The organism is Streptomyces sp. NPDC088350 (genome assembly GCF_044753545.1).
Classification (GTDB): Bacteria; Actinomycetota; Actinomycetes; order Streptomycetales; family Streptomycetaceae; genus Streptomyces.
In genome coordinates this window covers 207,878-230,910 of the sequence record NZ_JBIVNL010000012.1, presented here as the reverse complement: position 1 = coordinate 230,910, position 23,033 = coordinate 207,878, and the positions used below count along the sequence as shown (strand labels likewise).

Annotated in this window: 27 protein-coding genes and 1 pseudogene; 19 read left to right on the top strand and 9 right to left on the bottom strand. The window is 72.0% G+C overall.

Annotation, left to right across the window (positions count from 1 at the left end; translation table 11 throughout):
* Positions 1-29: 29 nt before the first annotated feature.
* Positions 30-449 carry a hypothetical protein gene (locus tag ACIQBL_RS37035; RefSeq protein WP_401950183.1) on the bottom strand — a complete coding sequence of 140 codons (420 nt, stop codon included), beginning with the start codon at positions 447-449 and terminating at the stop codon, positions 30-32.
* A 277-nt stretch (positions 450-726) separates the two neighbouring features.
* Between ACIQBL_RS37035 and ACIQBL_RS37030 the strand changes: the two genes are divergently transcribed.
* From ACIQBL_RS37030 to ACIQBL_RS37000, 7 genes are all read left to right on the top strand, one after another.
* On the top strand, positions 727-1,380 hold the full coding sequence (locus ACIQBL_RS37030) for a SigE family RNA polymerase sigma factor (RefSeq protein ID WP_401950180.1): 654 nt from the start codon (positions 727-729) through the stop codon (positions 1,378-1,380).
* 2 nt (positions 1,381-1,382) lie between these two features.
* The gene (locus ACIQBL_RS37025) at positions 1,383-2,228 is read left to right on the top strand and encodes a hypothetical protein (RefSeq protein WP_401950177.1); all 846 of its coding nucleotides are present in this window, start codon (positions 1,383-1,385) and stop codon (positions 2,226-2,228) included.
* Between the two features lie 87 nt (positions 2,229-2,315).
* A complete protein-coding gene (locus ACIQBL_RS37020) occupies positions 2,316-3,287 on the top strand; it encodes a hypothetical protein (protein WP_401950174.1) in 972 nt (323 codons plus the stop codon).
* Positions 3,284-4,702, top strand: coding sequence for a peptidoglycan-binding protein (locus ACIQBL_RS37015; RefSeq protein WP_401950171.1), 1,419 nt, complete (start codon positions 3,284-3,286; stop codon positions 4,700-4,702). Before ACIQBL_RS37020 ends, ACIQBL_RS37015 begins: the two co-directional genes overlap by 4 nt.
* Before the next feature lie 17 nt (positions 4,703-4,719).
* Entirely contained in the window at positions 4,720-5,448 is a 729-nt protein-coding gene (locus ACIQBL_RS37010; protein WP_401950402.1) for an ABC transporter ATP-binding protein, read from the top strand.
* Positions 5,449-5,480: 32 nt separating this feature from the next.
* Positions 5,481-6,686, top strand: a complete 1,206-nt coding sequence (locus ACIQBL_RS37005; RefSeq protein ID WP_401950168.1) for an ABC transporter permease — start codon at positions 5,481-5,483, stop codon at positions 6,684-6,686.
* 207 nt (positions 6,687-6,893) lie between these two features.
* Positions 6,894-7,868, top strand: coding sequence for a cytochrome c oxidase assembly protein (locus tag ACIQBL_RS37000; RefSeq protein WP_401950165.1), 975 nt, complete (start codon positions 6,894-6,896; stop codon positions 7,866-7,868).
* 19 nt (positions 7,869-7,887) lie between these two features.
* On the opposite strand, the gene ACIQBL_RS36995 is transcribed toward ACIQBL_RS37000, so the two are convergent.
* Complete coding sequence (locus ACIQBL_RS36995; RefSeq protein WP_401950162.1) at positions 7,888-8,493, bottom strand: TetR/AcrR family transcriptional regulator; 606 nt, start codon at positions 8,491-8,493, stop codon at positions 7,888-7,890.
* 101 nt (positions 8,494-8,594) lie between these two features.
* Here ACIQBL_RS36995 and ACIQBL_RS36990 point away from each other — a divergent pair, with 101 nt between their 5' ends.
* The 3 genes and pseudogenes from ACIQBL_RS36990 to ACIQBL_RS36980 all read left to right on the top strand — a co-directional run bounded on the left by ACIQBL_RS36990 (position 8,595) and on the right by ACIQBL_RS36980 (position 9,756).
* Positions 8,595-9,398 (top strand): SDR family oxidoreductase, encoded by an 804-nt coding sequence (locus ACIQBL_RS36990; RefSeq protein WP_401950159.1) that lies wholly within the window; start codon positions 8,595-8,597, stop codon positions 9,396-9,398.
* An 11-nt stretch (positions 9,399-9,409) separates the two neighbouring features.
* A pseudogene (locus tag ACIQBL_RS36985) lies at positions 9,410-9,574 on the top strand (alpha/beta fold hydrolase); the annotation flags it as partial.
* Between the two features lie 41 nt (positions 9,575-9,615).
* Entirely contained in the window at positions 9,616-9,756 is a 141-nt protein-coding gene (locus ACIQBL_RS36980) for a hypothetical protein (RefSeq protein WP_401950156.1), read from the top strand.
* A gap of 13 nt (positions 9,757-9,769) precedes the next feature.
* On the opposite strand, the gene ACIQBL_RS36975 is transcribed toward ACIQBL_RS36980, so the two are convergent.
* The 5 genes from ACIQBL_RS36975 to ACIQBL_RS36955 all read right to left on the bottom strand — a co-directional run bounded on the left by ACIQBL_RS36975 (position 9,770) and on the right by ACIQBL_RS36955 (position 15,736).
* Positions 9,770-11,566, bottom strand: coding sequence for a copper resistance CopC/CopD family protein (locus ACIQBL_RS36975; RefSeq protein WP_401950153.1), 1,797 nt, complete (start codon positions 11,564-11,566; stop codon positions 9,770-9,772).
* Positions 11,567-11,704: 138 nt separating this feature from the next.
* Entirely contained in the window at positions 11,705-12,502 is a 798-nt protein-coding gene (locus ACIQBL_RS36970; protein ID WP_401950150.1) for an SDR family NAD(P)-dependent oxidoreductase, read from the bottom strand.
* Positions 12,499-12,981 (bottom strand): cupin domain-containing protein, encoded by a 483-nt coding sequence (locus ACIQBL_RS36965; RefSeq protein ID WP_401950399.1) that lies wholly within the window; start codon positions 12,979-12,981, stop codon positions 12,499-12,501. The genes ACIQBL_RS36970 and ACIQBL_RS36965 overlap by 4 nt, the downstream gene beginning before the upstream one ends.
* 60 nt (positions 12,982-13,041) lie before the next feature.
* The gene (locus tag ACIQBL_RS36960) at positions 13,042-13,650 is read right to left on the bottom strand and encodes a GNAT family N-acetyltransferase (RefSeq protein WP_401950147.1); all 609 of its coding nucleotides are present in this window, start codon (positions 13,648-13,650) and stop codon (positions 13,042-13,044) included.
* Positions 13,643-15,736, bottom strand: coding sequence for a penicillin acylase family protein (locus tag ACIQBL_RS36955; protein ID WP_401950144.1), 2,094 nt, complete (start codon positions 15,734-15,736; stop codon positions 13,643-13,645). Before ACIQBL_RS36955 ends, ACIQBL_RS36960 begins: the two co-directional genes overlap by 8 nt.
* An 89-nt stretch (positions 15,737-15,825) precedes the next feature.
* On the opposite strand from ACIQBL_RS36955, the gene ACIQBL_RS36950 reads away from it, so the two are divergent.
* From ACIQBL_RS36950 to ACIQBL_RS36920, 7 genes are all read left to right on the top strand, one after another.
* On the top strand, positions 15,826-16,545 hold the full coding sequence (locus ACIQBL_RS36950; RefSeq protein WP_401950396.1) for a siderophore-interacting protein: 720 nt from the start codon (positions 15,826-15,828) through the stop codon (positions 16,543-16,545).
* Positions 16,546-16,644: 99 nt separating this feature from the next.
* The gene (locus tag ACIQBL_RS36945; protein WP_401950141.1) at positions 16,645-18,111 is read left to right on the top strand and encodes a hypothetical protein; all 1,467 of its coding nucleotides are present in this window, start codon (positions 16,645-16,647) and stop codon (positions 18,109-18,111) included.
* A 25-nt stretch (positions 18,112-18,136) separates the two neighbouring features.
* Positions 18,137-18,751: an HhH-GPD-type base excision DNA repair protein gene (locus ACIQBL_RS36940; protein WP_401950138.1), complete on the top strand. Its 615-nt coding sequence runs from the start codon at positions 18,137-18,139 to the stop codon at positions 18,749-18,751.
* 87 nt (positions 18,752-18,838) lie between these two features.
* On the top strand, positions 18,839-19,528 hold the full coding sequence (locus ACIQBL_RS36935; protein ID WP_401950135.1) for an HdeD family acid-resistance protein: 690 nt from the start codon (positions 18,839-18,841) through the stop codon (positions 19,526-19,528).
* Positions 19,529-19,607: 79 nt separating this feature from the next.
* On the top strand, positions 19,608-19,991 hold the full coding sequence (locus ACIQBL_RS36930) for a hypothetical protein (RefSeq protein WP_401950132.1): 384 nt from the start codon (positions 19,608-19,610) through the stop codon (positions 19,989-19,991).
* Between the two features lie 10 nt (positions 19,992-20,001).
* Positions 20,002-20,148, top strand: a complete 147-nt coding sequence (locus ACIQBL_RS36925; protein WP_401950129.1) for a hypothetical protein — start codon at positions 20,002-20,004, stop codon at positions 20,146-20,148.
* Positions 20,149-20,272: 124 nt separating this feature from the next.
* Entirely contained in the window at positions 20,273-20,461 is a 189-nt protein-coding gene (locus ACIQBL_RS36920; RefSeq protein ID WP_363094852.1) for a YegP family protein, read from the top strand.
* Between the two features lie 53 nt (positions 20,462-20,514).
* Here the strand turns inward: ACIQBL_RS36920 and ACIQBL_RS36915 are convergent, their stop codons facing one another.
* A complete protein-coding gene (locus ACIQBL_RS36915; RefSeq protein ID WP_401950126.1) occupies positions 20,515-20,778 on the bottom strand; it encodes a DUF3761 domain-containing protein in 264 nt (87 codons plus the stop codon).
* A 290-nt stretch (positions 20,779-21,068) separates the two neighbouring features.
* On the opposite strand from ACIQBL_RS36915, the gene ACIQBL_RS36910 reads away from it, so the two are divergent.
* Positions 21,069-21,365, top strand: coding sequence for a type II toxin-antitoxin system VapB family antitoxin (locus tag ACIQBL_RS36910; RefSeq protein WP_003955420.1), 297 nt, complete (start codon positions 21,069-21,071; stop codon positions 21,363-21,365).
* 123 nt (positions 21,366-21,488) lie between these two features.
* The gene (locus ACIQBL_RS36905) at positions 21,489-22,118 is read left to right on the top strand and encodes a LytR C-terminal domain-containing protein (RefSeq protein WP_401950394.1); all 630 of its coding nucleotides are present in this window, start codon (positions 21,489-21,491) and stop codon (positions 22,116-22,118) included.
* Positions 22,119-22,321: 203 nt separating this feature from the next.
* Here the strand turns inward: ACIQBL_RS36905 and upp are convergent, their stop codons facing one another.
* The gene (gene upp, locus ACIQBL_RS36900; protein WP_401950123.1) at positions 22,322-22,957 is read right to left on the bottom strand and encodes a uracil phosphoribosyltransferase; all 636 of its coding nucleotides are present in this window, start codon (positions 22,955-22,957) and stop codon (positions 22,322-22,324) included.
* Positions 22,958-23,033: the final 76 nt, after the last annotated feature.

Here is a 23,033-nt window from a genome sequence, read left to right as displayed (position 1 = left end):
CAGCCTCGTCGCCGGCACACCGCGCCGGGCTACTTGGGCGGGGCGAACGGGTTCTGGTCCGGGGGCGGTGGGGTGGTCCACCAGGCCCGTGGGGGTGGGGCCGGGGTCCAGTCGGGGCCTCGGTGGGTCAGCCACCAGGTTCCTATGACGTGGAACTTCTCCTCGAAGCGGCGGTCCCAGGCGAGGAAGCCGGTGGCGGGGGCCCGTAGGCGGGTGCTGCGGCCGTTCACCTCGTAGAGGACGACCGTCCTCGTGCCCAGGATCGATTCGATCCGGACGGCCTGGATGTCGGCCCAAGGGATGGTTCTACGGCGGATGTTGCGGACCACGGCCGCAGACGGGGTGAGGGTGATGCCGAAGTAGGAGGGGAGCAGGGCACCCACGACCAGCAGGCCGAACCAGATCGCCAGCCAGGCGGTCACCGCGTCCGGGGGCGGTTTCTCCGTCAAGGACGTCAGGGTAAGGGCCACGCTCAGAACAGCCATGGGCACAACGGGTGTTATTCGCTGCCACACGGTCACGCGATAGCGCAGCTCCGCCGACGACGGAGTCCCGCTCCGCGAACCATCCACCGCTGCCACCCCCGTCGTCCACGTCCATTGCTGCCGTGATTGTCGTGGAAAAAAACTTCTCGTGAGGTGACAACCTCCTGAGCCGGCGCCCCCGTTCCTCAAGCATGAAGTACTTCTCACCGCGCACCGCGCCGGTGCCGGGTGGAGGTGGCCTGTGATCCGAACGCCGGTCGGACAGGGCGTCTCCCACGCAGGCGATGCCGGTGGCGTCGGTGGTGTCGATGACGTCGGTGGTGTCCGCGAACTCGGGCTCGACTTCGACGACTTCGCCCGCAGTCGGCAGGCGCATCTGCGGCGCACGGCTCATCTGCTGTGCGGGGACTGGCACTTGGCCGAGGACCTGACCCAGACGGCGTTGGCGAAGCTGTACGCGGTGTGGCGTCGGGTGCGCCAGCTGGAGTCGCCGGACGGGTACGCCCGGCGGGTGCTGTACCGGACGTTCATCGACGAGACGCGGCGCCGGCGCTGGTGGGAGCGGACCGGGGCGCATCAGGAGGACGTGGTGGCCCCGCCCTCCGATCCGGATCTGCGGCTGACCCTGCTGGACGCCCTGCGCCAGTTGCCGCCGCGCGGGCGGGCGGTGCTGGTGCTGAGGTTCTGGGAGGACCAGAGCGTGGAGGCCACGGCGGTGGCGCTGGGGTGCAGCGTCGGCACGGTGAAGAGCCAGACCTCCCGGGGTCTGGGCACCCTGCGGCACATCCTGGCCGACTCGGGCAAGGACTTCGGAACCGGAACCGGAACCGGAACCGGCCCTGGTCCCGACCCCGGCACCAGCCCTGACACCAGCTATCTGCAAGCGGAGTGGTGAGCATGAGCGGAAAGGCAGGTGACGAGTTCGCGGAGCGGCACATGGCGGAGCAGCACGTGACGCAGCAGCACATGGCGGAGCAGCACGCGTACGAGTCCGCCCTGGCCGAAGCCCTGGGCGGGCTGGCCTCCGGTGCGGAGCCGCCCATGCCGGATCTGGTGCCGGGCGCGGTCGTACGCGGTACGCGGATGCGTCGGCGGCGACGGGTCGGGGCGACGCTGGGCGCCGCGGTGCTGGCGGGGGTGCTCGCGGTCGGCGGGCACGCGCTGCTCGCGCCTCGGCCGGAGAGTACGCCGACGCTGCCCGCCGGGCGGTCGACGGTCTGGTATCCGTCGCTGGAGCTGCTCCAGTCGATCATCCCGGCCGGCAACGGCACCCGGATCGCGGCCGGGAATCCGCGCCAACCCCTGCGCCCCGGACGGTACTTCAAGCTGATCACCGCCGACGGCGGCGTGAACGACCTCTATGTGAGCGTCGGTCGGACCACCGTGGACCCGTCGTACGCCCACCGGACCCGGGCCTGCTCGGATCGCACCGGACACGTGCTCGGCTCCCCGTGGAACGGCCTGATCTCCCGGTGCACCCTGACCCGGCACGGGGAGGGCAGCCTGCTGAACTTCCTCGTGGCGGGTGCGGCACAGCCTACGCCGAGCGGCACCGGGACGCGTTCGTCCTGGGCCACCGGCGTCACCTGTCTGACCCCGGGCGGATGGACCGTGACGGTGGTCGCGGGCCTGCTCGACCAGGCGGCCACCGGCAGGAACCACAGCGCCGCGAGAACGGGTCCGCTCGTCCAACTGGCCACCGACCCCCGCATCTTCGACGCCGTGAAGGAGACCGGCGACTGAAAGAGACCGGCGGCTGAAGGTGACCGGCGGCCGAGGTGACAGACCTCCCCCGCACATCCCTTGATCAACCCCGAAGGAGCACATGGCATGAGCATGCCCAAAAGTAGCGCGCCCGGAGTCGGCACGCCCAGAGCACGTACGTCCGCCCTGACCCTCGGCCTGCTAGGCCTCCTCCCCCTCCTCGCCGCCTGCGGTGGCGGAGGCGACAAGTCGGCGTCCTCAAGCGCCGGTTCGGGCGGGACCGCCACCACGACCGCCGCCAACGGAGCCGTACAACTCACCGTCCCGGACGGCGTGGACGACGCGACCAAGAAGGAGTACATCCAGGAGAACGCCATCGCGGTCTGCATGAAGAAGCAGGGCTTCGCCTACACCCCGCACGCGCAGATCTCGTCCGCGGCGGCCGATCCGGTCTCGGCGGTCGACGGGGAGGACTACGCGCAGGCGAAGAAGTTCCGGCAGAAGTACGGCTTCGGGTACTACGCCGGCGCCGTCTACCCCGACGACGTCAACGTGCCGTACAGCAAAGCCAATGTGGCCAAGAGGACCGCCCCCTTGGACCATGACGAGGACGGGCTGACCGACGCCCAGAAGAAGGCGTACGACATCGCCCTGGAGGGTCCGCCGGCGAAGACCAAGGCCGAGGAGAAGGTCGGCGGGTGTTCGGAGGTCGGGCGGGTCGCGGCGTACGGTCCCGCGCTCAGTGCCGCGGCCGAGAAGAAGGCGGAGAAGGCCCGCGCCGACGCGAACCACGCCAACGGCCTCGCGCTCAACGGTGATCCCCAACTCGTCCAGCTCGCCCAGGAGTTCGCGACCTGTCTGACCGGGCAGGGCATCTCCGTCTCCACCACCCAGCCGACCGGCATGGTCACCATGGTCCGCCTCGACATCGCCCGGAAGCTGCCGGAGAACTTCACGTCGCTGAGCAAGGAGGACGCACTGCCCCTCCTCAACAAGGACATCGGCATCGCCCTGAAGGACCTCGACTGCGGCAGGAAGTTCCGCGCCGCCTACTTCGGCGAGGAGAAGGCCAAGCCCTACTACGGGGAGAACGGATGAGCCGCGTCGACAAGAAGGGAATCGGCGGTAGTCGTAGGCGACTTGGGGTCGTCGTCGGGGCGGTCGTGCTGGTCGGGGCGGGGGGCTGGTTCGCCGGTACGCAGGTGCGGTCGCCCGCCGACGCCGCCGCCTCGCACCGGGCGCCGAAGGCCGGTCCGGTGACGGTGGCGGTCGTACGGCAGTCGCTCACCGCGAGTGTGGTGGCGACCGGGTCGGTCGAGTTCGCCTCGCCGCGGCCCTTGTCACTGGCCGGGCCCGTGGGCAGTGGAACGTCCTCGGGCGCGGACGGCGAGGGCGCCGAGCAGCGCGTCACCAAGGCGCCGGTCGCCGGTACGAAGATCAAGGAGGGTGACGTACTGATGACGGTCAACGGCCGCCCGGTGTTCGCGCTCGGCGGTTCCGTGCCGATGTACCGCGCGCTGGGACCCGGCACTTCGGGCAACGATGTGACACAGCTTCAGAAAGCCCTGAAACGGCTCGGGTTCGACCCGGGTGCCATCAGCGGGACGTACGGGCAGGGCACCGCCAACGCCGTCGCCGACTGGTACAAGGGCAAGGGATACGACCCCCAGGAGCCGAGCCCCGCCGACCAGCAGCAGCTCGGCTCGCTCGAACAGGCCGTCTCCGCCGCGCAGGAGGCACTTCTCACCACCAACAGCGGTGCCACGGAGGCCGGTTCGGGCGAGAGCAGTTCGGCCGGCACCCCGGCCCCGCAGTCCAGTACCGACCAGCAGGTCCACAAGCTCCAGGTCAAGTCCGCCCAGAAAGCACTGGACTTGGCGAACGACGCGCTCAGCGGCTTCAAGGCCGCCTACGGTACGAAGGTCCCGGCCGGCGAGGTCGTCTTCCTGCCGAAGCTGCCCGCGCGGCTGGACAAGGTGAGCGTGCAGACGGGCGACACCCCGTCCGCCCAGATCGGCACCGTGACCAGCTCCGACCTGGTGGTCCAGGCGGCCGTCCCCGGCACCGACGCCCAACTCCTGCACCACGGCATGACCGCCGAACTGACCACGACGGACGGCAAGACGGCCAAGGGCACGGTGGACGTCGTAGGGGACGAGTCCGCCACCCCCGCTTCTTCCACTACGGCCCCCTCCGCCACCGACTCCGCCTCCGACCCGACGGCCGCCGTCCAGGTACGGATCACCGTCCCGGAACCGGGTCCGCTCGCCGGGCAGGCCGAGGCCGCCGTGAAGGTGACCGTCAAGGTCGGCGCCTCCGACGGCAAGGTGCTGACCGTGCCGATGGCCGCGATCCACACCTCGTCCGACGGACGTGCCCGGGTCGAGGTCGAGCGCGGCGCCACCGTGACCGACGTCCATGTCACCGTCGGGCTCTCCGCCGCCGGGATCGTCGAAGTCACGCCCTCCGGGGGCGCGTTGAAGGCGGGCGAGAGGGTGGTGGTGGGCGAGTGATCCCCAGCCCCGCCGACATGCCCGGCCCCGCCGGTGTCCCCTGCGCCTTCGACACCACCACGTCCGTCATCCAACTCACCGGCGTGGAGCGGACGTTCCCCTCCGAACCGCCCGTGCACGCCCTGCGCGACGTGCACTTGACCGTGCGGCGCGGAGAGCATCTGGCCATCGTGGGGCCGTCCGGTTCCGGGAAGTCGACGCTGCTCAACACGCTGGGGCTGCTGGACCGGCCCACGGCGGGGTCGTATCTGCTGGACGGGGTGGAGACCACCGGGCTCGGCGACCTGGAGCGGACCTCGTTGCGCGGGAGCCGGATCGGGTTCGTGTTCCAGTCCTTCCATCTGTTGCCGTACCGGACGGTCGACGAGAACGTCATGCTGGCCGAGGCCTACCGTAGACCGCGCCCCGGACTCGGGCGCGGCAGCCGGCTCGCCCGCGCCCATCAGGCCCTGGAACAGGTGGGGTTGGGGCACCGGGTGGGCTTCCGGCCCGACCGGCTGTCCGGCGGTGAGCGTCAACGGGTCGCCATCGCACGGGCGTTGCTCAGCGACCCGGCGCTGCTGCTCTGCGACGAGCCGACCGGCAACCTCGACACCGAGAACACCCTCTCCGTACTGGAACTCTTCGACGACCTGTGCGCCCAGGGCATGACCCTGGTCGTGATCACGCACGACGAGGCGGTCAGTCGGCGGGCGGGGCGCCGGGTCCGTATCACCGACGGGCGCCTGGCCGAGGAGGCCGGGTGATACGCGGGGAGGGGAAGGTCGAACGACCCTGGATGGACCCCCGGGACCTGTGGACGGAGGCCCTCGCCGGTGTCCTCGCCCGGCCGGTGCGGTCCGCGCTGACCACGCTCGGCACGGTCCTCGGCATCACCACCCTCGTCATCACCATCGGGGTGGCGTCCACCGCGGGCAACCAGATCGTCGGCCGCTTCGACGCCCTCACCGCGACCTCGGTGACCGTGACCGTGCCGGAGCGGCTGCCCGGCGAGGAGGACGCCGGGCCGTTGGTGCCCTGGTCGGGGACCGATGCCGTACGGCGGCTGGCGGGTGTGGAGTCGGTGGCCGCGCTCGCCGACTCGGACGCGACCGACAGCGTCCTGGTGCGGTCCAACGACGTGACCGCGCCCGGCGACCTGTCCGGCCAGACCCTCGCCGTGATCGCCGCGTCGGCGGGTCTGCCGACCGCCGTGCACGGGGCGATGACGGCGGGACGGTTCTACGACGCCGGGGACATCGCCCGGCACGACCAGGTGGTGGTGCTCGGCGACCAGGCGGCCCGGCTGCTCGGGATCAAGCGGGTGGAGGACGCGCCGGCGGTCTTCTTCAAGGGGCAGTCGTACACCGTGATCGGCATCCTCGGCGGGATCCGGCGCGAGGAGCGGCTGTCCACCGCCGTGATGGTGCCGCCCACCACCGCGGCCGACCGGATCGGGCTGCGGGACATCACCCGCGTCCTCGTCGACACCGCGCTGGGCGCGGCCAGGCAGGTGGCACGCCAGGCACCGATCGCGCTCGCGCCCGGACACCAGGACTCGCTCGCCGTGGTGGCACCGCCCGACCTGTCCAAGGCACGCGCCGGCGTCCAGAACGACACCGACAGCCTCTTCCTCGTCCTCGGGCTGGTCTCCCTCGTCGTCGGCGCGATCGGCATCGCCAACGTGACCCTGGTGACGGTCATGGAACGCGTCGGCGAGATCGGGCTGCGCCGCTCGCTGGGGGCTTCGCGCAGACAGGTGGCCGGACAGTTCCTGCTCGAATCGACGACCATCGGGCTGCTCGGCGGGGTCGTCGGCGCGGCCCTGGGCATCGCGGTCGTGGTGTCGGTCGCCGTCCTCAAGGAGTGGACACCGGTACTGGACCTGCGCCTCGCCCTCGGCGCCCCACTCGCCGGCGCCCTCGTCGGACTCCTCGCGGGGCTCTACCCCTCGCTGCGCGCCGCCCGCATGGAGCCGGTGGACGCCTTGCGCGCACCGTCGTAGCGGCGCGGCGGCGCACCGTCGTAGAGGCGCGGCGGTGGATCGCGTACGGGTGGCCGGTCGGGCGCACGAACCCCGGGGGGCGGGACCGCCGCGTGCGCCCCGGGCCACGGGGGCGGGTCCTCGCCGCGGTGCCGCGCGGCATAGAGTGCTGCGGCAGATCCGACAGAACCGGCACAACCGGCAGGCCGGCCGTGGAGGTAGATCGCGATGGAGACACCGCCGCAGCTCACCGTGGCACGACTGTTCTCGTCCTGGCAGGCGGACGTCCCGGCGCTGCTGCTCGTCGTGCTCCTCGGGGGCCTGTACGGGTGGGGCGTACTGCGGCTGAGGCGTCGCGGCGAGGCCTGGCCGGTGGCGCGGACCGCCGCGTTCGCGGTGCTCGGTCTCGGCACGCTCGTGGTCGCCACGATGTCCGCGCTCGCCGTGTACGACCGGGTGCTGTTCTGGCCGGCCGCCGTCCAGAACGTCCTCCTGGACCTGATCGCCCCGCTCGGCCTGGCCCTCGGCGATCCGCTGCGGCTGGCCCTGCGAGCCCTGCCCGAACGCGCCGCCGCGCGAGCACAGGCAGCGCTGACCGGCCGCCTCCTACGACTGCTCACCTTCCCCCTGGTCAGCACGGCCCTCGTCCTCACCACCGAGCTGACGATCTACTTCACGCCGTACTTCGAGACGGCCCTGGCCAACGACTGGCTGCACCAGCTGATGTACCTCCAACTGCTGCTCGCCGGGAGCCTGTTCGTCCTGCCGGTGCTCACCCGCGAGGAGGCGCTGCCCGCCTGGTGCACGCATCCGGTGCGGGCGGGGCTGGTGTTCGTCGACGGGATCATCGACGCGGTGCCGGGCATCGTGGTGATGACCCACGGCACGCTGATCGCCGGCGCCTGGTACCTGAAGCACTCCCCGTCCTGGGCACCCGACGTCCAGCACGACCAACAGCTCGGCGGCGGCGCGATGGTCGGCATCGCCGAACTGGTCGCCGTCCCCTTCCTCCTCGCCATCCTGGTCCAGTGGGCCCGCACCGAACGCGCCGAGACGGTCGCCCTGGACCGCCGCCTGGACACGGAACTGGTCCGGGCGACACCGGCGGAGGCGACTGCGGCGACCGGCGGCCCGGAACTCGTCCGCCCCTGGTGGGAGACCGAGAACAGCGAGGTCGCGCAGCGCATCCGGGGACAGCAGTAGGGGGGTTCCCCGTCGCCCCTCAGGCCACGGTCAGGGCGTCCAACTCCCTTGTCAGCCGGGCCCCTTCACGGGTCATGATCTCCGGGTCGCGCAGGGCGTTGGAGAGCAGCGACATGCCCTGGTAGGCACTCACAAGGGTCAGCGCGAGCCCCTCGGGATCGGCCGCGCCGAGCTGCCGGTACTGCTGCTCCACCCAGTCCAGCAGCCGCCGTATGACCTGCCCCGCGGCGAGATCGAGACCGCCCTCGTACCGCTTGTCCAGCTCTACGGCGAGGGTGCCCATGGGGCAGCCGTGGCGGGCCGCGATGTCCTTCTGGTCGACCCAGCCGCCGATGAGGGCCTTGAGGCGTGCGCGCGGGTCGGGGAGCCGGTCGAGCCGGGCGGTCAGGGTCTCCAGGGAGTCGGTGTGCTCGGAGAGGGCCGCCTCGATCAGCTCGTCCTTGGTCTTGAAGTAGTAGTAGACGTTGCCCGTCGGGACGTCGGCGGCGCGGGCGATGTCGGCGATGGTCGTGCGCTCCACGCCCTGCTCGTGCAGGACCCGTGCGGTGGCGGTCGTCAGACGCTGCCGCTTGCCGACGGCGGTGGCGGTGGCGGTGGCGGTCCGGGAATCCTTTGAGTCAGTCACCTGACTAACTATAGACAACAGGCGGGTCCATCGTGCTAGCGTCGTTCCCAGCGGAGTTAGTCAGCCGACTAACTCATACAAACGACGGCGGGGGTATCGACATGATCGTGGTGACGGGTGCGACCGGGAACGTCGGGCGGACACTGGTACGACTGCTCACGGAGGACCAGGTCCAGGTGACGGCCGTGGCCCGGCACATCGGCGGGCCGGGCACGGTGGCCGCCGACCTGGCCGAACCGGACGGTCTGCGGGGCGCGTTCGCGGGAGCGCGGGCGCTGTTCCTGCTGGTGGCGGGCGAGCGGCCGTACGACATCCTGGACGCGGCCAAGTCCGCCGGTGTCCGCAAGGTGGTGCTGCTGTCCTCGCAGGGGGCGGCGACCCGGCCGGAGGCGTACGCGCATCCGCGCCAATTCGAGGCGGCCGTACGGGAGTCGGGGCTCGACTGGACGATCCTGCGGTCGGGCGGGCTGGACAGCAACGCGTTCGCCTGGGCCGGGTCGATCCGCGCCGGGCGCACGGCGGCGGCGCCCTTCGGCGACGTGGGCCTGCCCTTCGTGGACCCGGACGACGTGGCCGCGGTCGCCGCCACCGTCCTGCGCGGCGATGCGCACACGGGCGCGACCTACACCCTGACCGGCCCCGCCCCGACGACACCCCGCGCGCGTGCGGCGGCGATAGCGGCGGCCCTGGGCGAGCCGGTGACCTTCACGGAACAGTCCCGCGCGGAGGCGCACGAGGTGATGGCCCGGTTCATGCCACTGCCCGTGGTCGAGGGCACGCTGGCCCTGCTGGGCGACCCGACCGAGGAGGAGCGGCGGGTGAGTCCGGATGTCGAGCGCGTGCTGGGGCGGGCGCCGGGTGCGTTCGCGGCCTGGGCGGAGCGCAATGCGGCGGCGTTCCGGTGACGGCCTCGCACATGACGCGCGTCCTGGACTCGGCCGTCTCCCACCGGGAGTCCGGCACCGGAGCACCGATCGTCTTCCTGCACGGCAACCCGGCCTCGTCGCACCTGTGGCGGAACGTCCTGCCGGGCGTGGCCTCCGGGCGGTTACTGGCACCCGACCTCATCGGTATGGGCGATCGGAACTCCACCAGCAGTCCGCCCCGCGCCGGGTCAACCAGGTGAACAGCCGCAAGGAGTTCTTCCACGCCACCCCGACCGAAGTACGGGACGCGCTACGGCCGTTCACCGGCCAGCACCTGATCGAGTTCACCGAGGAGACCCAGGCACTGGAGTGGCGGGCCAGCAAGCAGCCGACGTGACCGCGCACCCCGGCTACCTCACGATCCGCACCTCCCGCGACACACTCACCTGGTCCACATCCGTCGTCCTGACCGTGACCTTCATCGTCCACGTCCCGGCGATCGGCAGGTTGAGGGAGTTGGTCCCCCAATAGCCGCCCTCGTCCTTGACGTTGGCGTCGAGGGGGCCGATCTTCTGGGCGGCGAGGGTGAAGGAGAGGCGGAGTTCGGGGACGGTGGCGAAGCCGCCGTCGGGGCCGTAGACGACCGCCTCGACGGAGTTCTGGCCGACGCGTCCGGGGTCGAGGGTGATCTGGACCTTGCCGCCGGCGTCGCCGACGCGGAAGGGGACGGTGGTGACGGAGGCCGCCGGTATCCCGGCCGGGGTCGCGGTCTGCTGCGCGTCCGCCGCCGCCCGGCCCGGCAGCGTGGTGGTCAGCACGGTCGTGATCACCAACACCGCGACCCCGACGGCGACTTCGCACAGCACCGAGCGGCGCAGACCACGCCGGTACCGGTCCGGGGAGCCGTCACCGGGGTCCGCGACGCCCTCACCCGTACCTGTGTCTGTGCCTGTGCCCGTGCCCGTGCCCGTGCCTGTGCCCGTGCCCGTGGAAGTCGTCGCCCCGTCCGCCCCCGCCCGCACCAACTCCGGTACGTGGACCGGCACTTCCGCCTCCACCATCCGCGCCGTCCACCGCCGCGACCACCCCGCCACCGCGAGCAGCAGGGCCACCGCGCCGAGTTTCACCAGCAGGATGCGGCCGTACGAGGTGCCGGTCAGGGCGTTCCAGGAGCCGAGGCCCCGCCAGGACTGGTAGACGCCGGTGGCGACCAGCACGGTCACCGCGGCGAAGGCGAGCCGGGAGAAGCGGGCGACCGGGGCCGCGTCGAGGTTCGGCGCGCGGTAGAGCACGGTGAGCAGGGCCGTCAGGCCGCCCAGCCACACCGCCATCGCCAGGAGATGCAGGACCGCCGACGTCATGGCCACCGGCACCTGGATACCGGCCGACGCGTGTTCCGCCGACGCCCAGGTCAGCGCCAGCCCGACCGCCAGGGCGGCACCCGTCCCCAGGGCCACCCGTCCGAACCGCTCCCGCCCCCGAAGTCGTAGGAGGAAGAAGGCCGTTGCGGCGAGCAGGAGCAGCCGGGCCGCGAGTGCCAGGCCCGGGCGGGTCGTCAGCGTCCTGGGGATCGCGGCGGGTTCGAAAGCCGTGGCCAGGCCGGTGCCCGCCTCGTAGGGGGCCCGGAGGAGCAGGAGGGCCAGGGTCGCCGCGAGCAGGGTCCACCAGCCGGTCAGGATCGGCTTGTTGAGGACGGACGGGTCCGGGGGGCGGCACAGGGTGACGAAGGCGGCCGTGCCGATGAGGAGGGCCGCGGCGATGTACGCGAAGTAGCGGGCGATGTCGTACAGGCTGCCCGTGAGGGGGTCCTCGTTCGGGGCCGTGCTGATCGGGGTGGTCGTGGCGGAGGGTTTGCCGACGGAGAAGGTGAAGGCGCCCGAGACGGGGTGGCTGTCGGCCGAGACCACGCGCCAGGCGACCGTGAAGGTGCCGGTGCCGAGCTTGGCGGGGAGGGTGACGCTCGCCGTGTCACCGGCGTCCTTGGCGTGGTGCGCGGAACTCGTCCTCACCCGCCGGTTGTCGGGGTCGTAGACGCGGAAGGAGTCGTCGAGGAGGGCGACGGACTCGGAGAAGGTGAGGGTGAGGGAGCGGGGGGCGGACTTGAGGACGCTTCCGTCGGCGGGGTCGGTGGATTCGAGGGCGGCGTGCGCGGACGCGGTGCCCGCGGTGCCGAGGAGGAGCAGGACCAGCAGGGAGCCCAGCAGCACCAGCCCTTGAACTCCTCGCCGTCGACCGGCTCCGTGGTGTCCAAAACGCTGTCCCTCATTCCGTCGTCGGCGCACGTCACATCTCCGTCTTCGGACTTCCCGGCCTCCGCATATGTACGGGCGAACCGTCCCTTTCACTCACCATGTGGGCCGCGCCAACACTCCGCCGTCCACGACCAGGTCGTGCCCGGTGACCCAGGAGGCAAGGCGCGAGGCCAGGAACACGCACGCGTCCCCCACGTCCTCCGGGCGCCCCAGCCGCCCCGTCGGCGCCGCCTCCCGCCACCTCCGCACCCCCTCCGGCCAGGCCTCCGCCAGCCCCTCCCGGTCGATCAGACCGGGCGAGACCGTGTTGACGCGGATGCCGTACGGCCCGTACTCCAGGGCCGCCGACCGGGCGTGCATCACCACGGCCGCCTTGGACGCGGAGTAGTGCGCGTGCAGCGGGGCCGGGGCGCTCGCCTCGATGGACGCGATATGCGTCACCGTGCCGCCACCGCCGTCGCCACCGCCGTCGCCATCCACGTCCTGCTCCCGCATCACCTCGGCCGCCGCCTGCGTGCAGGCGAACACGCTCATCAGATTCATGTCGACCACCGCCCGCCAGTCCGCCGCCGTCATCCCGTCCAGGGGCTGCGTCGGCTGTACACCCGCGTTGTTGACCAGCGCCGTCAGCCGCCCGCCGCCCCACTCCGCCGCCTCGCGGACCAGTCCGCGGCAGGCGTCCTCGTCGGTCAGATCGGCTTGCAGTACGACGGACCGGGCGCCCAACTCCCGTACGCGCGCGGCGACTTCACCGGCCGCCCGCACCGCCGTACGACAGTGCACCGCGACCGCCGCCGCGCCCTCCTCGGCGAACCGCAGCGCGATGCCCCGGCCGATGCCGCCGCCCGCGCCCGTGACGAGGGCGACCTGGCCCTCCAGCAGGCGGCTCATGGACGGCACAGCCCGGTGATGCGGGCGGCCTCGGCCGGGGAGCGGGCGTAGCGGGCGGTCAACTCGCCCGCGTCGCCGTGCTCGTAGCCCTCGAAGGTGAAACCGGGTGCCATCGTGCAGCCGAAGAACGTCCACGCGCCGCCCGCGACCACCCGCGCGCCCATCCAGGTGCCGGCGGACACGGTGAACTGCACGTGCTGGCCGTGCAGGACGTCCGGGCCGAGGACCGTCGTGCGGGAGGTGCCGTCGGGGGCGAGGAGCAGGAGTTCGAGCGGGTCGCCGAGGTAGAAGTGCCAGACCTCGTCGCCGGGCAGGCGGTGCAGGGCGGAGTGGTCGGGCACTTTCAGCAGCGCGACTATCGCCGTGCCCTCCGGGCGGCCGTCGGACCGCTCCGGGCCCGCCCAGGTACGGCGGAACAGGCCGCCCTCGCGGGGGATCGGCTCCAGGTTGTAGTGGGCGACGAGGTCTTCTGGGGTCACTCCGGTCACTTCGGCAGGCTACGGGAAGGCCGGTTCAGGCGTCGGGAAGGCCGCCGCAGGCTACGGGAAGGCCACCTCGCGAGGGAGAAACGCCAGTTGGGCGTGCTTTGCGGGCAGGTACACGTCCGGGATGTCGATCTCCGGCAGGACGACTCTCGGCCCCGCCACGAACCCCTGCCGCAGGAACCGCGCGATCGCCTTCTCGTTGCGCACGTCCGGATCGACCACGATCCGGCGCCGGTCGAGACCGAGCAGGACGTAGGAGACGAGGACGCCCAGCACCGCCGCCGACCAGCCGGGCCGGTCGCCGCCCGGTCCGGCGGGTGCGAGGAGGAGGTGGATGCCGATGTCTCCGGGTCGTACGTCGTAGCGGTCGCCGACGCGGTCGGCCTCGGGCTCGTAGGTCTGGAGGAGCCCGACCGGTTCGCCGTCCCTGACCACCAGGTGGGCGTGGTGGGTGGCGAAGGTGTCCATGTGGGCGTAGATCTCGGCGACTTGGGCCCGGGTGAGGCCGTTCATGCCCCAGAACGCGGCCCGTTCCGCGCTGACCCAGCGGTGGATCACCTCGGCGTCGGCCGCCGCGTCCAGGGGCAGGACGCGGACGGTGCCGAAGCCGTCGACGTGCTGGGAGTGGACGGGGCGGCGGGTGGTGGTGCGCGGGTCAGACATCGGTCTCCTCGTCGAGGGTGAGTCGGGTGAAGTCGGTGACGACCGGAACGAGATCTCCCTTGAGCCACAAGGGCAGTTGATCGCGGTGGTGCGGTGCGCCGGGCACCCCCGACGCCCCCGTCGGCACCACCCACAGGCTGTCCTCCCGCCGGGCCAGGTCCCACACGAAACGGGCCGCCGGACCCCGCGCGCTCAGGTCGGTGAGGCCCGGCACGGAGGAGGTGCAGAGCACGCAGTCGTGGTCGCCGGAGAGGCCCGGCCGCTCGGTGTCCGTCGTCTGGGCGAGCGCCCGCCACGGTGTGAGGCGATGGGTGTCACCCCAGACGCCGGCCGGTGTGACAGCCGCCTCCTCGACCGCCGCCCGGACGACCGCCGGACGGACCACGCCGTACAACTCCCGGGCCCGCAGCAGGTGTTCGAGCGCGAAACCCACACGCGGCAGCAGCGCGAGCCATGGCAGGAACACCTCCGGGTACGCGGGCGACTCGGCAAGCGCGGCGAACGCCGGGTGCGCCGCGAGCCGTCGTACGACCGCCCCTCGTACGGCCGCGTAGGCGGCGGCGTCGGCGCTGTCGGCGTCCATGCGGCGGTCCCAGGTCAGCAGCCGGTCGCGGAGTGCGGAGGCCCCGGGGGTGAGGTCGGTGAGTGCGGCCAGGTGGTCCAACAGGGGTGCGGCGGAGCCGAGATGGGTGTCCCTGTGGATCGCGGGCATGTCGGCGGCGGACCACTTCCGGCGCTCGGCGAGCAGCGCGGTGATGCGATCGGCGCGGTGCGGCGGCGCGAACTCCACGCCGAGGGGAGTGGCGGCGCCGCGCTGGTTGGCCATGACCGCGATGCCGTCGGTCAGTTGTCCGCGAGGGGGCTCGTGCCAGCCGTGCCACTCGTGACCGGGTTCCCAGGCGGGGACGAGCCGGGTGCGGTTGGCCTCGGCGCGCACCGGCACCTTGCCGGCGACCCGGTGCAGCAGTCCGCCCTCGGTGTCGGCGGCCTGGACGACGTTGACGGGCTCCGCCCAGTCGTCGAACGCCCGGTCCACGTCGGCGACTTGGCGGGCTCGGAGGAGCGGGAGCAGGGCGGTGAAGCCGAGGTCGCCGGTGACACGGGGCGGGTAGCGGAGGCTGACGGCGAGGGGCGGGGTACCGGGCGGCTCGGTGACTCCGCCGTCGAGTCCCTCCGGGCCGCCGATGACGACCGGCCCCCGCTCGGTCTCGACGACTTCGACCTCGACGGACTCCTGGCCCGCCACCTCAATGATCTCCGTGTGCCGGGCCGCGCGCCGCCAACTGCCGTCCGGGCCAAGGGCTTCCACGCCGGCGCCGGTGCGGCGCAGCCGTTCCCGGTAGAGGTCCTGGTAGTCGGCCATGGCGTTGGTGATGGCCCAGGCGACCGTGCCGGTGTGCCCGAAGTGGGCGATGCCGGGGACGCCGGGGACAGTGAGGCCGACGACGTCGAACTCCGGGCAGGAGAGGTGGACTTGCTGGTAGACACCGGGTTCCTCGATGAAGCGATGAGGATCACCGGCGAGCACGGCGAGCCCGGTCGTGGTCCGCCCCCCGCTCACCAGCCAGCCGTTGCTGCCGGAGGTGCCGGGCCCGTCCGTGGCGAACAACCCGACGGCGTCCGGCCCGAGGTGCCGTACCGCCTCCTCGCGCCACAGCTTCGCCGGGAACCCCGCGAACAGGATGTGCGTGCCGAGCCAGACGCCGAGCGGCGTCCAGGGCTCCCAACGGCCGGGCGCGAGGCCGCACTTGGCGAACTCGGGGGCGTCACTCGCGGCCAGCCCCTCGTTGACGCCGTCGACATACGCCCGGACCCAGCGCGCGGTCTCCGGATCCCGTCGCTCCAGCGCGGCGAAACAACGCCTCGCCGTGTCGTCGAGGCGGACGCGGCGGGCGAAGAGGTCCCAGGGCAGGGCGTCCGGGCCGAGGAAGGCGGCCGAGGTGCCCTGCGCGCGATGCCGTTCGACCTCCAACTGCCAGGCACGGTCGCGGGCGGTGACCCGTCCCTGGGCGCGGGAGAGTGCGTCGGCGCTGCCGGCGCGCAGATGGGGGATTCCCCAGGTATCGCGGTAGATCTGGGTCGACACCCTCTGACCTCCCTGTTCCACGGCTGCTCTTTAGGTTAGCCTTGCCTAAGTTACTGATGGGGGAAGCGTACGCGAAGGGTGAAGAGACCATGGTGCAGGGGCGCGGTTGGGAGGGCGCGGTTCTCCGGCTGCTGCGCGCGAAGGACTTCGCGTTCACGGTGACGAGGGCCGAGGACGTCACCCCGCACTACCGGCGGCTCCGCCTCACCGACGGCGGCATGCTCGCGGCGACCGGCGTCCACCCGACGATGTGGGTCCGGCTCTGGTTCGACAACGCGGGCAGGCCGCACCAGCGGGCGTACACCCTGGTCGACCCCGACCCGGCGGCCGGCACCTTCGGCCTCGAATTCGCCCTGCACGAGGGCCGCGCGAGCGACTGGGCGCGTTCGGCGAAGCCCGGCGACACCATCGAGGCCACGGTCCAGGGCACGGGCTTCGAGGAGCCCGTCCCGGCCCCCTCCCACCTCTTCGCGATCGGCGACCCGGCGTCACTCCCGGCGATCAACTCCCTGCTGGGGGCGGTGGGTTCGCCGGGTTCAAAGGTGCCGGCGACGATCTGGTTCGAGGGCGAGACCGAGGGCCTGCCGTTCCGCACCGACCCGTCACTCCACGAGGTCCGTCGCCTCGCCAGGGGCCAACTCGCCCAGCGGGTACGCGCGGAACTCCCCGACCTGCTGAAGAGCAGCGCCGACCCCTACGTCTGGATCACCTGCGACACGACGACCACGCGGGCCCTGTCGTCGTACGTGCGCAAGGAGTTGGGGGTGCGGCGGGAGCGGTTGCACGCGCTGGGGTACTGGCGGGCGTAGCGGCGGGGCGACTGCGGGACGCGGCTGCGGGGCGTACAACCATCCGCGTGCTTCGCGTGTCCAGGCGTACGCCTGTTGTCCCGACCGAGGAGTACCCCCTTGCGCAGAGCTGTCGCCACGGCCGTCGTGCTCGCCGCCGCCGTCGCCGTCCCGCTCACCCCGGTGTCGTCGTCGGCAGCCTCGCCCTACAAGGGGGCCAACACGGCTGCCGTACAGGACGACTTCAACGGGGACGGGTACCGGGACCTGGCGATCGGGGCGCCGGATGCCGCCAACGGCGGTGTGGAGGCCGCCGGTTCGGTCGTCGTGCTGTACGGCTCGGCGTCGACGGTCGGTGCGACGCGGCGGACGGTCATCACCCAGGCTACGACGGGAATTCCCGGGGACCCCGAGGAGTACGACGGCTTCGGCACCACGGTGACCAGCGCCGACCTGGACCGGGACGGATACGCGGACCTGATCGTCGGCGCCCCGGACGAGGGCGTGAGCGGCAAGTCGTCGCGGGGCACCGTGACCGTCGTATGGGGCGGCCCGAGCGGTCTGAAGGGCGGCGCGAACATCGCCCCGCCGACCGGGTTCGGGGACGGCAGGACGTACTGCCGCTACGGCATGTCCCTGGCCACCGGCGACGTGGACGGCGACGGCGTACCGGACGCGGCCATCGGCTCGGACTGCGAGGGCGCGACCTACCGCGGCCCGTTCACCCGCGCCGGCAAGGGCACCTACGACGACCGGGGTTCGGACTTCGGCGCGACCCGTGGCGTCGTGATGGGCGACGTCGACGGCGACGGCAAGGCCGAACAGTTCTGGCTGCCCGGCCCCACGGACGGCGACCTCCGCGGGCCGGTGTACGTCATCACGGAACAGGAAGGCCGCGTCGAGCTCCCCTACGCCGACGGCCACGCCGGCGCGATCGGCGACATCAACGGCGACGGCTACGGCGACCTCGTCACCGGCATCTCGACCGACGACTCCATGTCCGGCGGCCCGGCGGGCTGGGCCCACCGCGGTGGCGAGATCCAGGTCCTCTACGGCAGCGCGCAGGGCATCACCGCCGGCCAGAAGCCGAAGGTCTACCAGCAGGACACCGCCGGCGTGCCCGGCGCCGCCGAGAACGGTGACATGTTCGGCCAGTCCCTCAGCATCGGCGACGTGAACAAGGACGGATACGCCGATGTCCTCGTCGGCGCCCCCGGCGAAGGCGTCGGCACGCACAAGACGGCCGGCACGGCTGTCCTGCTGCGCGGCTCCGCCGCCGGCCTGACCACCGCCAAGGCCGCCGGATACACCCAGGACACGGCGGGGGTGCCCGGCACGGTCGAGACCGGGGACCAGTTCGGCGCGGCCGTCCACCTCGCCGACCTGAACAAGGACGGCAAGGCCGAGACGGTCGTAGGAGCCCCCACGGAGAACAGCGACGGCTGCGTCTGGGTCGCCCGCGGCTCGGCCTCGGGCCCCGTGCTCAAGGGTTCGGCCAACATCTGCGGCAAGAGCACCGGCATCACCGTGCACGGCGTGAAGGGCTACTTCGGCGCCGCGCTCGGCAGCCCTCACGTGGAGCTCTGACCCGCGCGGAGGCATCATCGGGGTCATGGACGTCACCCTTCACCTCGCCCAGGACCCTGCCGCCGACGAACTCCTCGGCCGTTCCCCGCTCGCCGCGCTGGTCGGGATGCTGCTCGACCAGCAGGTGCCGATGGAGTGGGCGTTCAAGGGGCCGCGCACGATCGCGGACCGGCTCGGGACCGAGGATCTGGACGCCCACGAGATCGCGGCGCGGGACCCCGAGGCCTTCGCCGCGCTGCTCTCCGAGAAGCCGGCCGTGCATCGCTACCCAGGCTCGATGGCCAAGCGCATCCAGCAGCTGTGCCAGTACCTCGTCGAGCACTACGACGGGGACGCGAGCGGCGTCTGGGAGGACGTCGGCACCGGCGCCGAGCTGCTCAAGCGCCTTGAGGAGCTGCCCGGGTTCGGCAAGCAGAAGGCGCAGATCTTCCTGGCCCTGCTCGGCAAGCAGCTCGGGGTGACGCCGAAGGGGTGGCGAGAGGCGGCCGGGGCGTACGGCGAGCCCAAGTCCTTCCGGTCCGTCGCCGACATCACCGGCCCCGAGTCGCTGACCAAGGTCCGCGCCCACAAGCAGGAGATGAAGGCGGCGGCCAAAGCGGACAAGGCGGCGAAGGTGGCGAAGGCCGCCGGCGGCAAGTAGGCACGTCGGCAACCGCCTCGGCGACCCCGTCAGCCGGGTGGCCCGCCCCCGGTGGCGGGCCGTCCCCGCCCGGTCAGAACATGGACCATGACCGAGGCACCGAGCGGCCCCTCCTGGGGCCCGGAGTTCGACGACCGCCGCGCCCACGACGCGAGCGCGCCACGCGACGTGCGTGAACGAGAACGCGAACGCGAACGCGAACGGGACCTGGACCTCGAAGGCCCCCTGCACGCCCTGTCCAAGGCCGCCTGGCAGGTCGTCCTGCTCACCGGCATCGCGTCGCTGGTCCTGGGCGTCCTGGTCCTGGTGTGGCCGGGCGCGTCCCTCTTCGCGGCCGGCATCCTCTTCGGCGTCTACCTCCTGATCAGCGGCGTCTTCCAGCTGGTCTCCGCCTTCGGCACCCACAAGGCGACCTCGCTGCGCGTGCTGGCGTTCATCAGCGGCGCGCTGTCGATCGTGCTGGGCCTGTTCTGCTTCCGCGGCCCGATGCAGTCGATCCTGCTGCTCGCCCTGTGGGTCGGCATCGGCTGGCTGATCCGCGGCATCACCCAGACCCTGGCCGCCGCCTCCGACCAGAACATGCCCGCCCGCGGCTGGCAGATCTTCCTCGGCGTCGTCACCTTCGTCGCCGGCATCGTCCTGATCGACTCCCCCTTCCGCTCGGTCGCCGTCCTCACCCTCGTCGGCGGCATCTGGCTGGTCGCGGTCGGCGTGGTCGAGATCATCACGGCGATCCGGATGAAGGGCCGGGCCGAGCAAATCCCGGCCGCCCTGTGACGACGACCCCTACTCCATGTGGGCGTATCTCGCGCCGGACGCGATGAACGCCGTAGCACCGCAGGGCAGATTGACCCCCGTGAGCCCCGCACGAAGCCTCCCCCGCAGCCGCGCCTGGCTGCGGGCGCTCGTGCTGCTCCTCGCCCTGCTGGTGCCGGGCACGCACACCGAGGCACGCGCGACACCCGTCGCGTCCTCCGTCGAGACGACCATCGAGTACGACGTCCTCGACCCGGCCGCCGTCCTACGGCCCCCGACCCTCACCGTCCAGCGGCCCACCGCACCCCTGCGCCCGGCCCCCGCCCCTGCGCCCGGCCCCCGCCCCGGCGCCCGGCGTCCCCGCGCGCCGCCGGCTCCCCGCGCCGCCCGAGCCGTCGTACACCCTGCGCACTCTGCGCACGGTGGTCCTGCGCTGCTGACGGACCGACCGTCCCCCGAGGTCAACCCGTCACAGCGACGCTAGGAACACAGCCATGCCCATCGACCCGTACGCGGTCCTGCGCGCCCTGCTGCGCGCGGAGGCCGTCCGCAACGCGCCCAAGCCGGCACAGGAACCGGCACCGGCACCGAAGCCGCAGAACAGCGAGTCGCCACGGCCGCCGCGGGAGCCGGAACTCTGACCGGCCGGCGGAGGAGGTCGCCCGGCCACCGCCTCCGCCCCCTCCTCCAGACCTCCCCGAGCTGCGCAGACCCGTAGTCCCGCTTAGCGTCGCTTCAGGGGGCACATCCGAGAGGCGGCACGTCATGACTGGCAAGTTCGAGGTCTACAAGGACAAGGCGGACAAGTACCGGTTCCGGCTGAAGGCGGGCAACGGCGAGATCATCGCGGTCGGTGAGGCGTACGAGAACAAGGCCTCCTGCATGCACGGCATCGAGTCCGTGAAGGCGAACGCGGCCGGCGCTCCAGTGGTCGAGAAGGAACCGACGTCGTAGCCGTGGAACACGGACCGGGCCCCGCCGACGGGGCCCGGTCTCCTTCACCGCGTTCACCGGTACCAGTACTTCACCCCGTGGTGGCGGGAGCACGTACCGGAGAAGTGCTTGCTGTACGAGTACGTGCCGTCCCGGCACTGGGCCGTAGCCCCGCTCGGGTGTGGGGAGTTGGCGTTGCAGGAGCCAACCGTGTGATGTGCGCAGCTTGTGAGGGCAGGCACCGCTGCCGCGTCCGCTGGAGCTGCCGCCGCGAGGGGTACGAACACCGCGCCGGCCACAGCGAGCGAGGCGAGTCCGGCTCGCGTTCTGGTGAACATGCCGCCTCCCGCCGTTCGGTGGTATGTCCAGCGTCACACCAACCGAGCGGGAGCGCGAGCGAGCCCAGTGAGCGATCATGCCGAGCGCGTCTCGGGTCGGGGACGGGTTCGCGCCAGCTGGTGAGTGCGGTGAGTGCAGGTCCTGTGAAGGCGTAGCCCGCGGCGATCGACTCGCTGTCACTCATATCAGGCCGCAGTTCCCTTTTTGCCCTGCTTTGCTCCATATTTCCCGGCGTCGCACTCCGCCTCCATGGCTGCGCCCGGAACGTCATGACCGGTAGGCTTTCCGTGTGATCTTCAAGCGCATCGGAAACGGCCGGCCGTACCCCGACCACGGCCGGGAAAGCACCCGGCAGTGGGCGGATGTCGCGCCGCGCCCGGTCCGCCTCGATCAGCTGGTGACGACCAAGGGCCAGCTCGACCTGGAAACCCTCCTCGCCGAGGACTCGACCTTCTACGGCGACCTCTTCGCGCACGTCGTGAAGTGGCAGGGCGACCTGTACCTGGAGGACGGCTTGCACCGCGCGGTCCGCGCCGCGCTCCAGCAGCGGCAGGTCCTGCACGCGCGCGTGCTCGAACTCGGCTGAACGCTCCACCGGTAGGGCGTTGACCCTTTCGGGTTGGTCTCGGCGCTGTCGAATGATCATCTAGTAGGCATCGTCGCCCAGGCGCACTACGCTGCGCTCATGAGCATGCTGACTCCCCCAGGCATGGGCGGCCAGTACCGGATCACGGGGGACAAATACCCGCGCATGCGCCGTCCGCGGCGTCGCGGGAAGCTCGTCCTCATGGTGGTCGCCTCCGTCGCCGTACTGGGTGTGGGCGGGTGGGGCACATTGCAGCTCATCGACGTCTTCACCGGTGGCGGCAAGCAGGCAACGGCCGCCGGTTCCAAGGCCGCCTGCGCGTCCAAGGCGAGCCCCTCGGCGAGCGCGAACGCGGACGCCGCCGTCCCGAAGCCCGCCCAGATCACCGTGAACGTCTACAACGCCACGCCCCGCAGCGGTCTCGCCAAGTCGACCGCCGACGAACTCAAGAAGCGCGGCTTCAAGATCGGCGACGTGGGCAACGCGTCCGCGCAGTGGGACAAGAAGGTCAAGGGCACCGGCGTACTGCTCGGCCCCGCCGCCTCCCTCGACACCTCGCTGCCGGTCCTCGCCACCCAGCTGACCGGCGCCGAGCGCCGCACCGAGGCCACCCGCAAGGGCACCGCCGTCGACCTGATCATCGGCACCGCCTTCAAGGACCTCACGGCCGAGGCGACCGCCGACAAGGCCCTGGCCGCGCTGAGCGGGCCGGCCGCATCGACGGCCAGCGCTTCACCGAAGGCGTGCTCGTAGCCGTACGGGAGCAGCCGTACGGGAGCAGCCGTAGGGCACCACACGCGCACGCCCGTACGGCCGAGTAAGAGCCGTACGGGAATCGGGTGTTGATCGGGTGTTGATCAGGTGCCGGCCGAGTCCTGCTCGGCCTTACCAGGTCTTGAAGCGTCCTTACTCGGACTTACCCGGACTTACCCGGCCCCACTCGGACTTACCGAGCCTTACTCGGCCGCCCCGTACAGCCGGTCGCCCGCGTCGCCCAGGCCCGGGACGATGTAGCCGTGCTCGTTCAGGCGTTCGTCGACCGAGGCCGTCACGACGGTCACCGGGGTGCCCGCCAGCTCGCGCTCCATGACCTCGACGCCCTCGGGGGCGGCGAGGAGCACCACGGCGGTCACGTCGTCGGCGCCGCGCTTGATCAGCTCGCGGATCGCCGCGACCAGGGTGCCGCCGGTGGCCAGCATCGGGTCGAGGACGTACACCTGGCGGCCGGAGAGGTCCTCCGGCATGCGCGTGGCGTACGTGGAGGCCTGGAGGGTCTCCTCGTTGCGCACCATGCCCATGAAGCCCACCTCGGCGGAGGGCAGCAGCCGGACCATGCCGTCCAGCATGCCGAGGCCGGCCCGCAGGATCGGTACGACCAGCGGGCGCGGGTAGGACAGCTTGACGCCGGTGGTCGGGGCGACCGGCGTCGTGATGTCGACCTGTTCGGTGCGCACGTCGCGCGTGGCCTCGTAGGCGAGCAGGGTGACCAGCTCGTCGGCGAGGCGGCGGAAGGTCGCGGAGTCGGTGCGCCGGTCGCGCAGCGTGGTGAGCTTGTGGGCGACCAGGGGGTGGTCGACGACGTGGAGACGCATGTCCACAACAGTAGCCGGGCCCCGCGGCTGCCGCGGTCCCGCTCCCGCCGGCCGCGACAACGGCCCCCACCGGCCG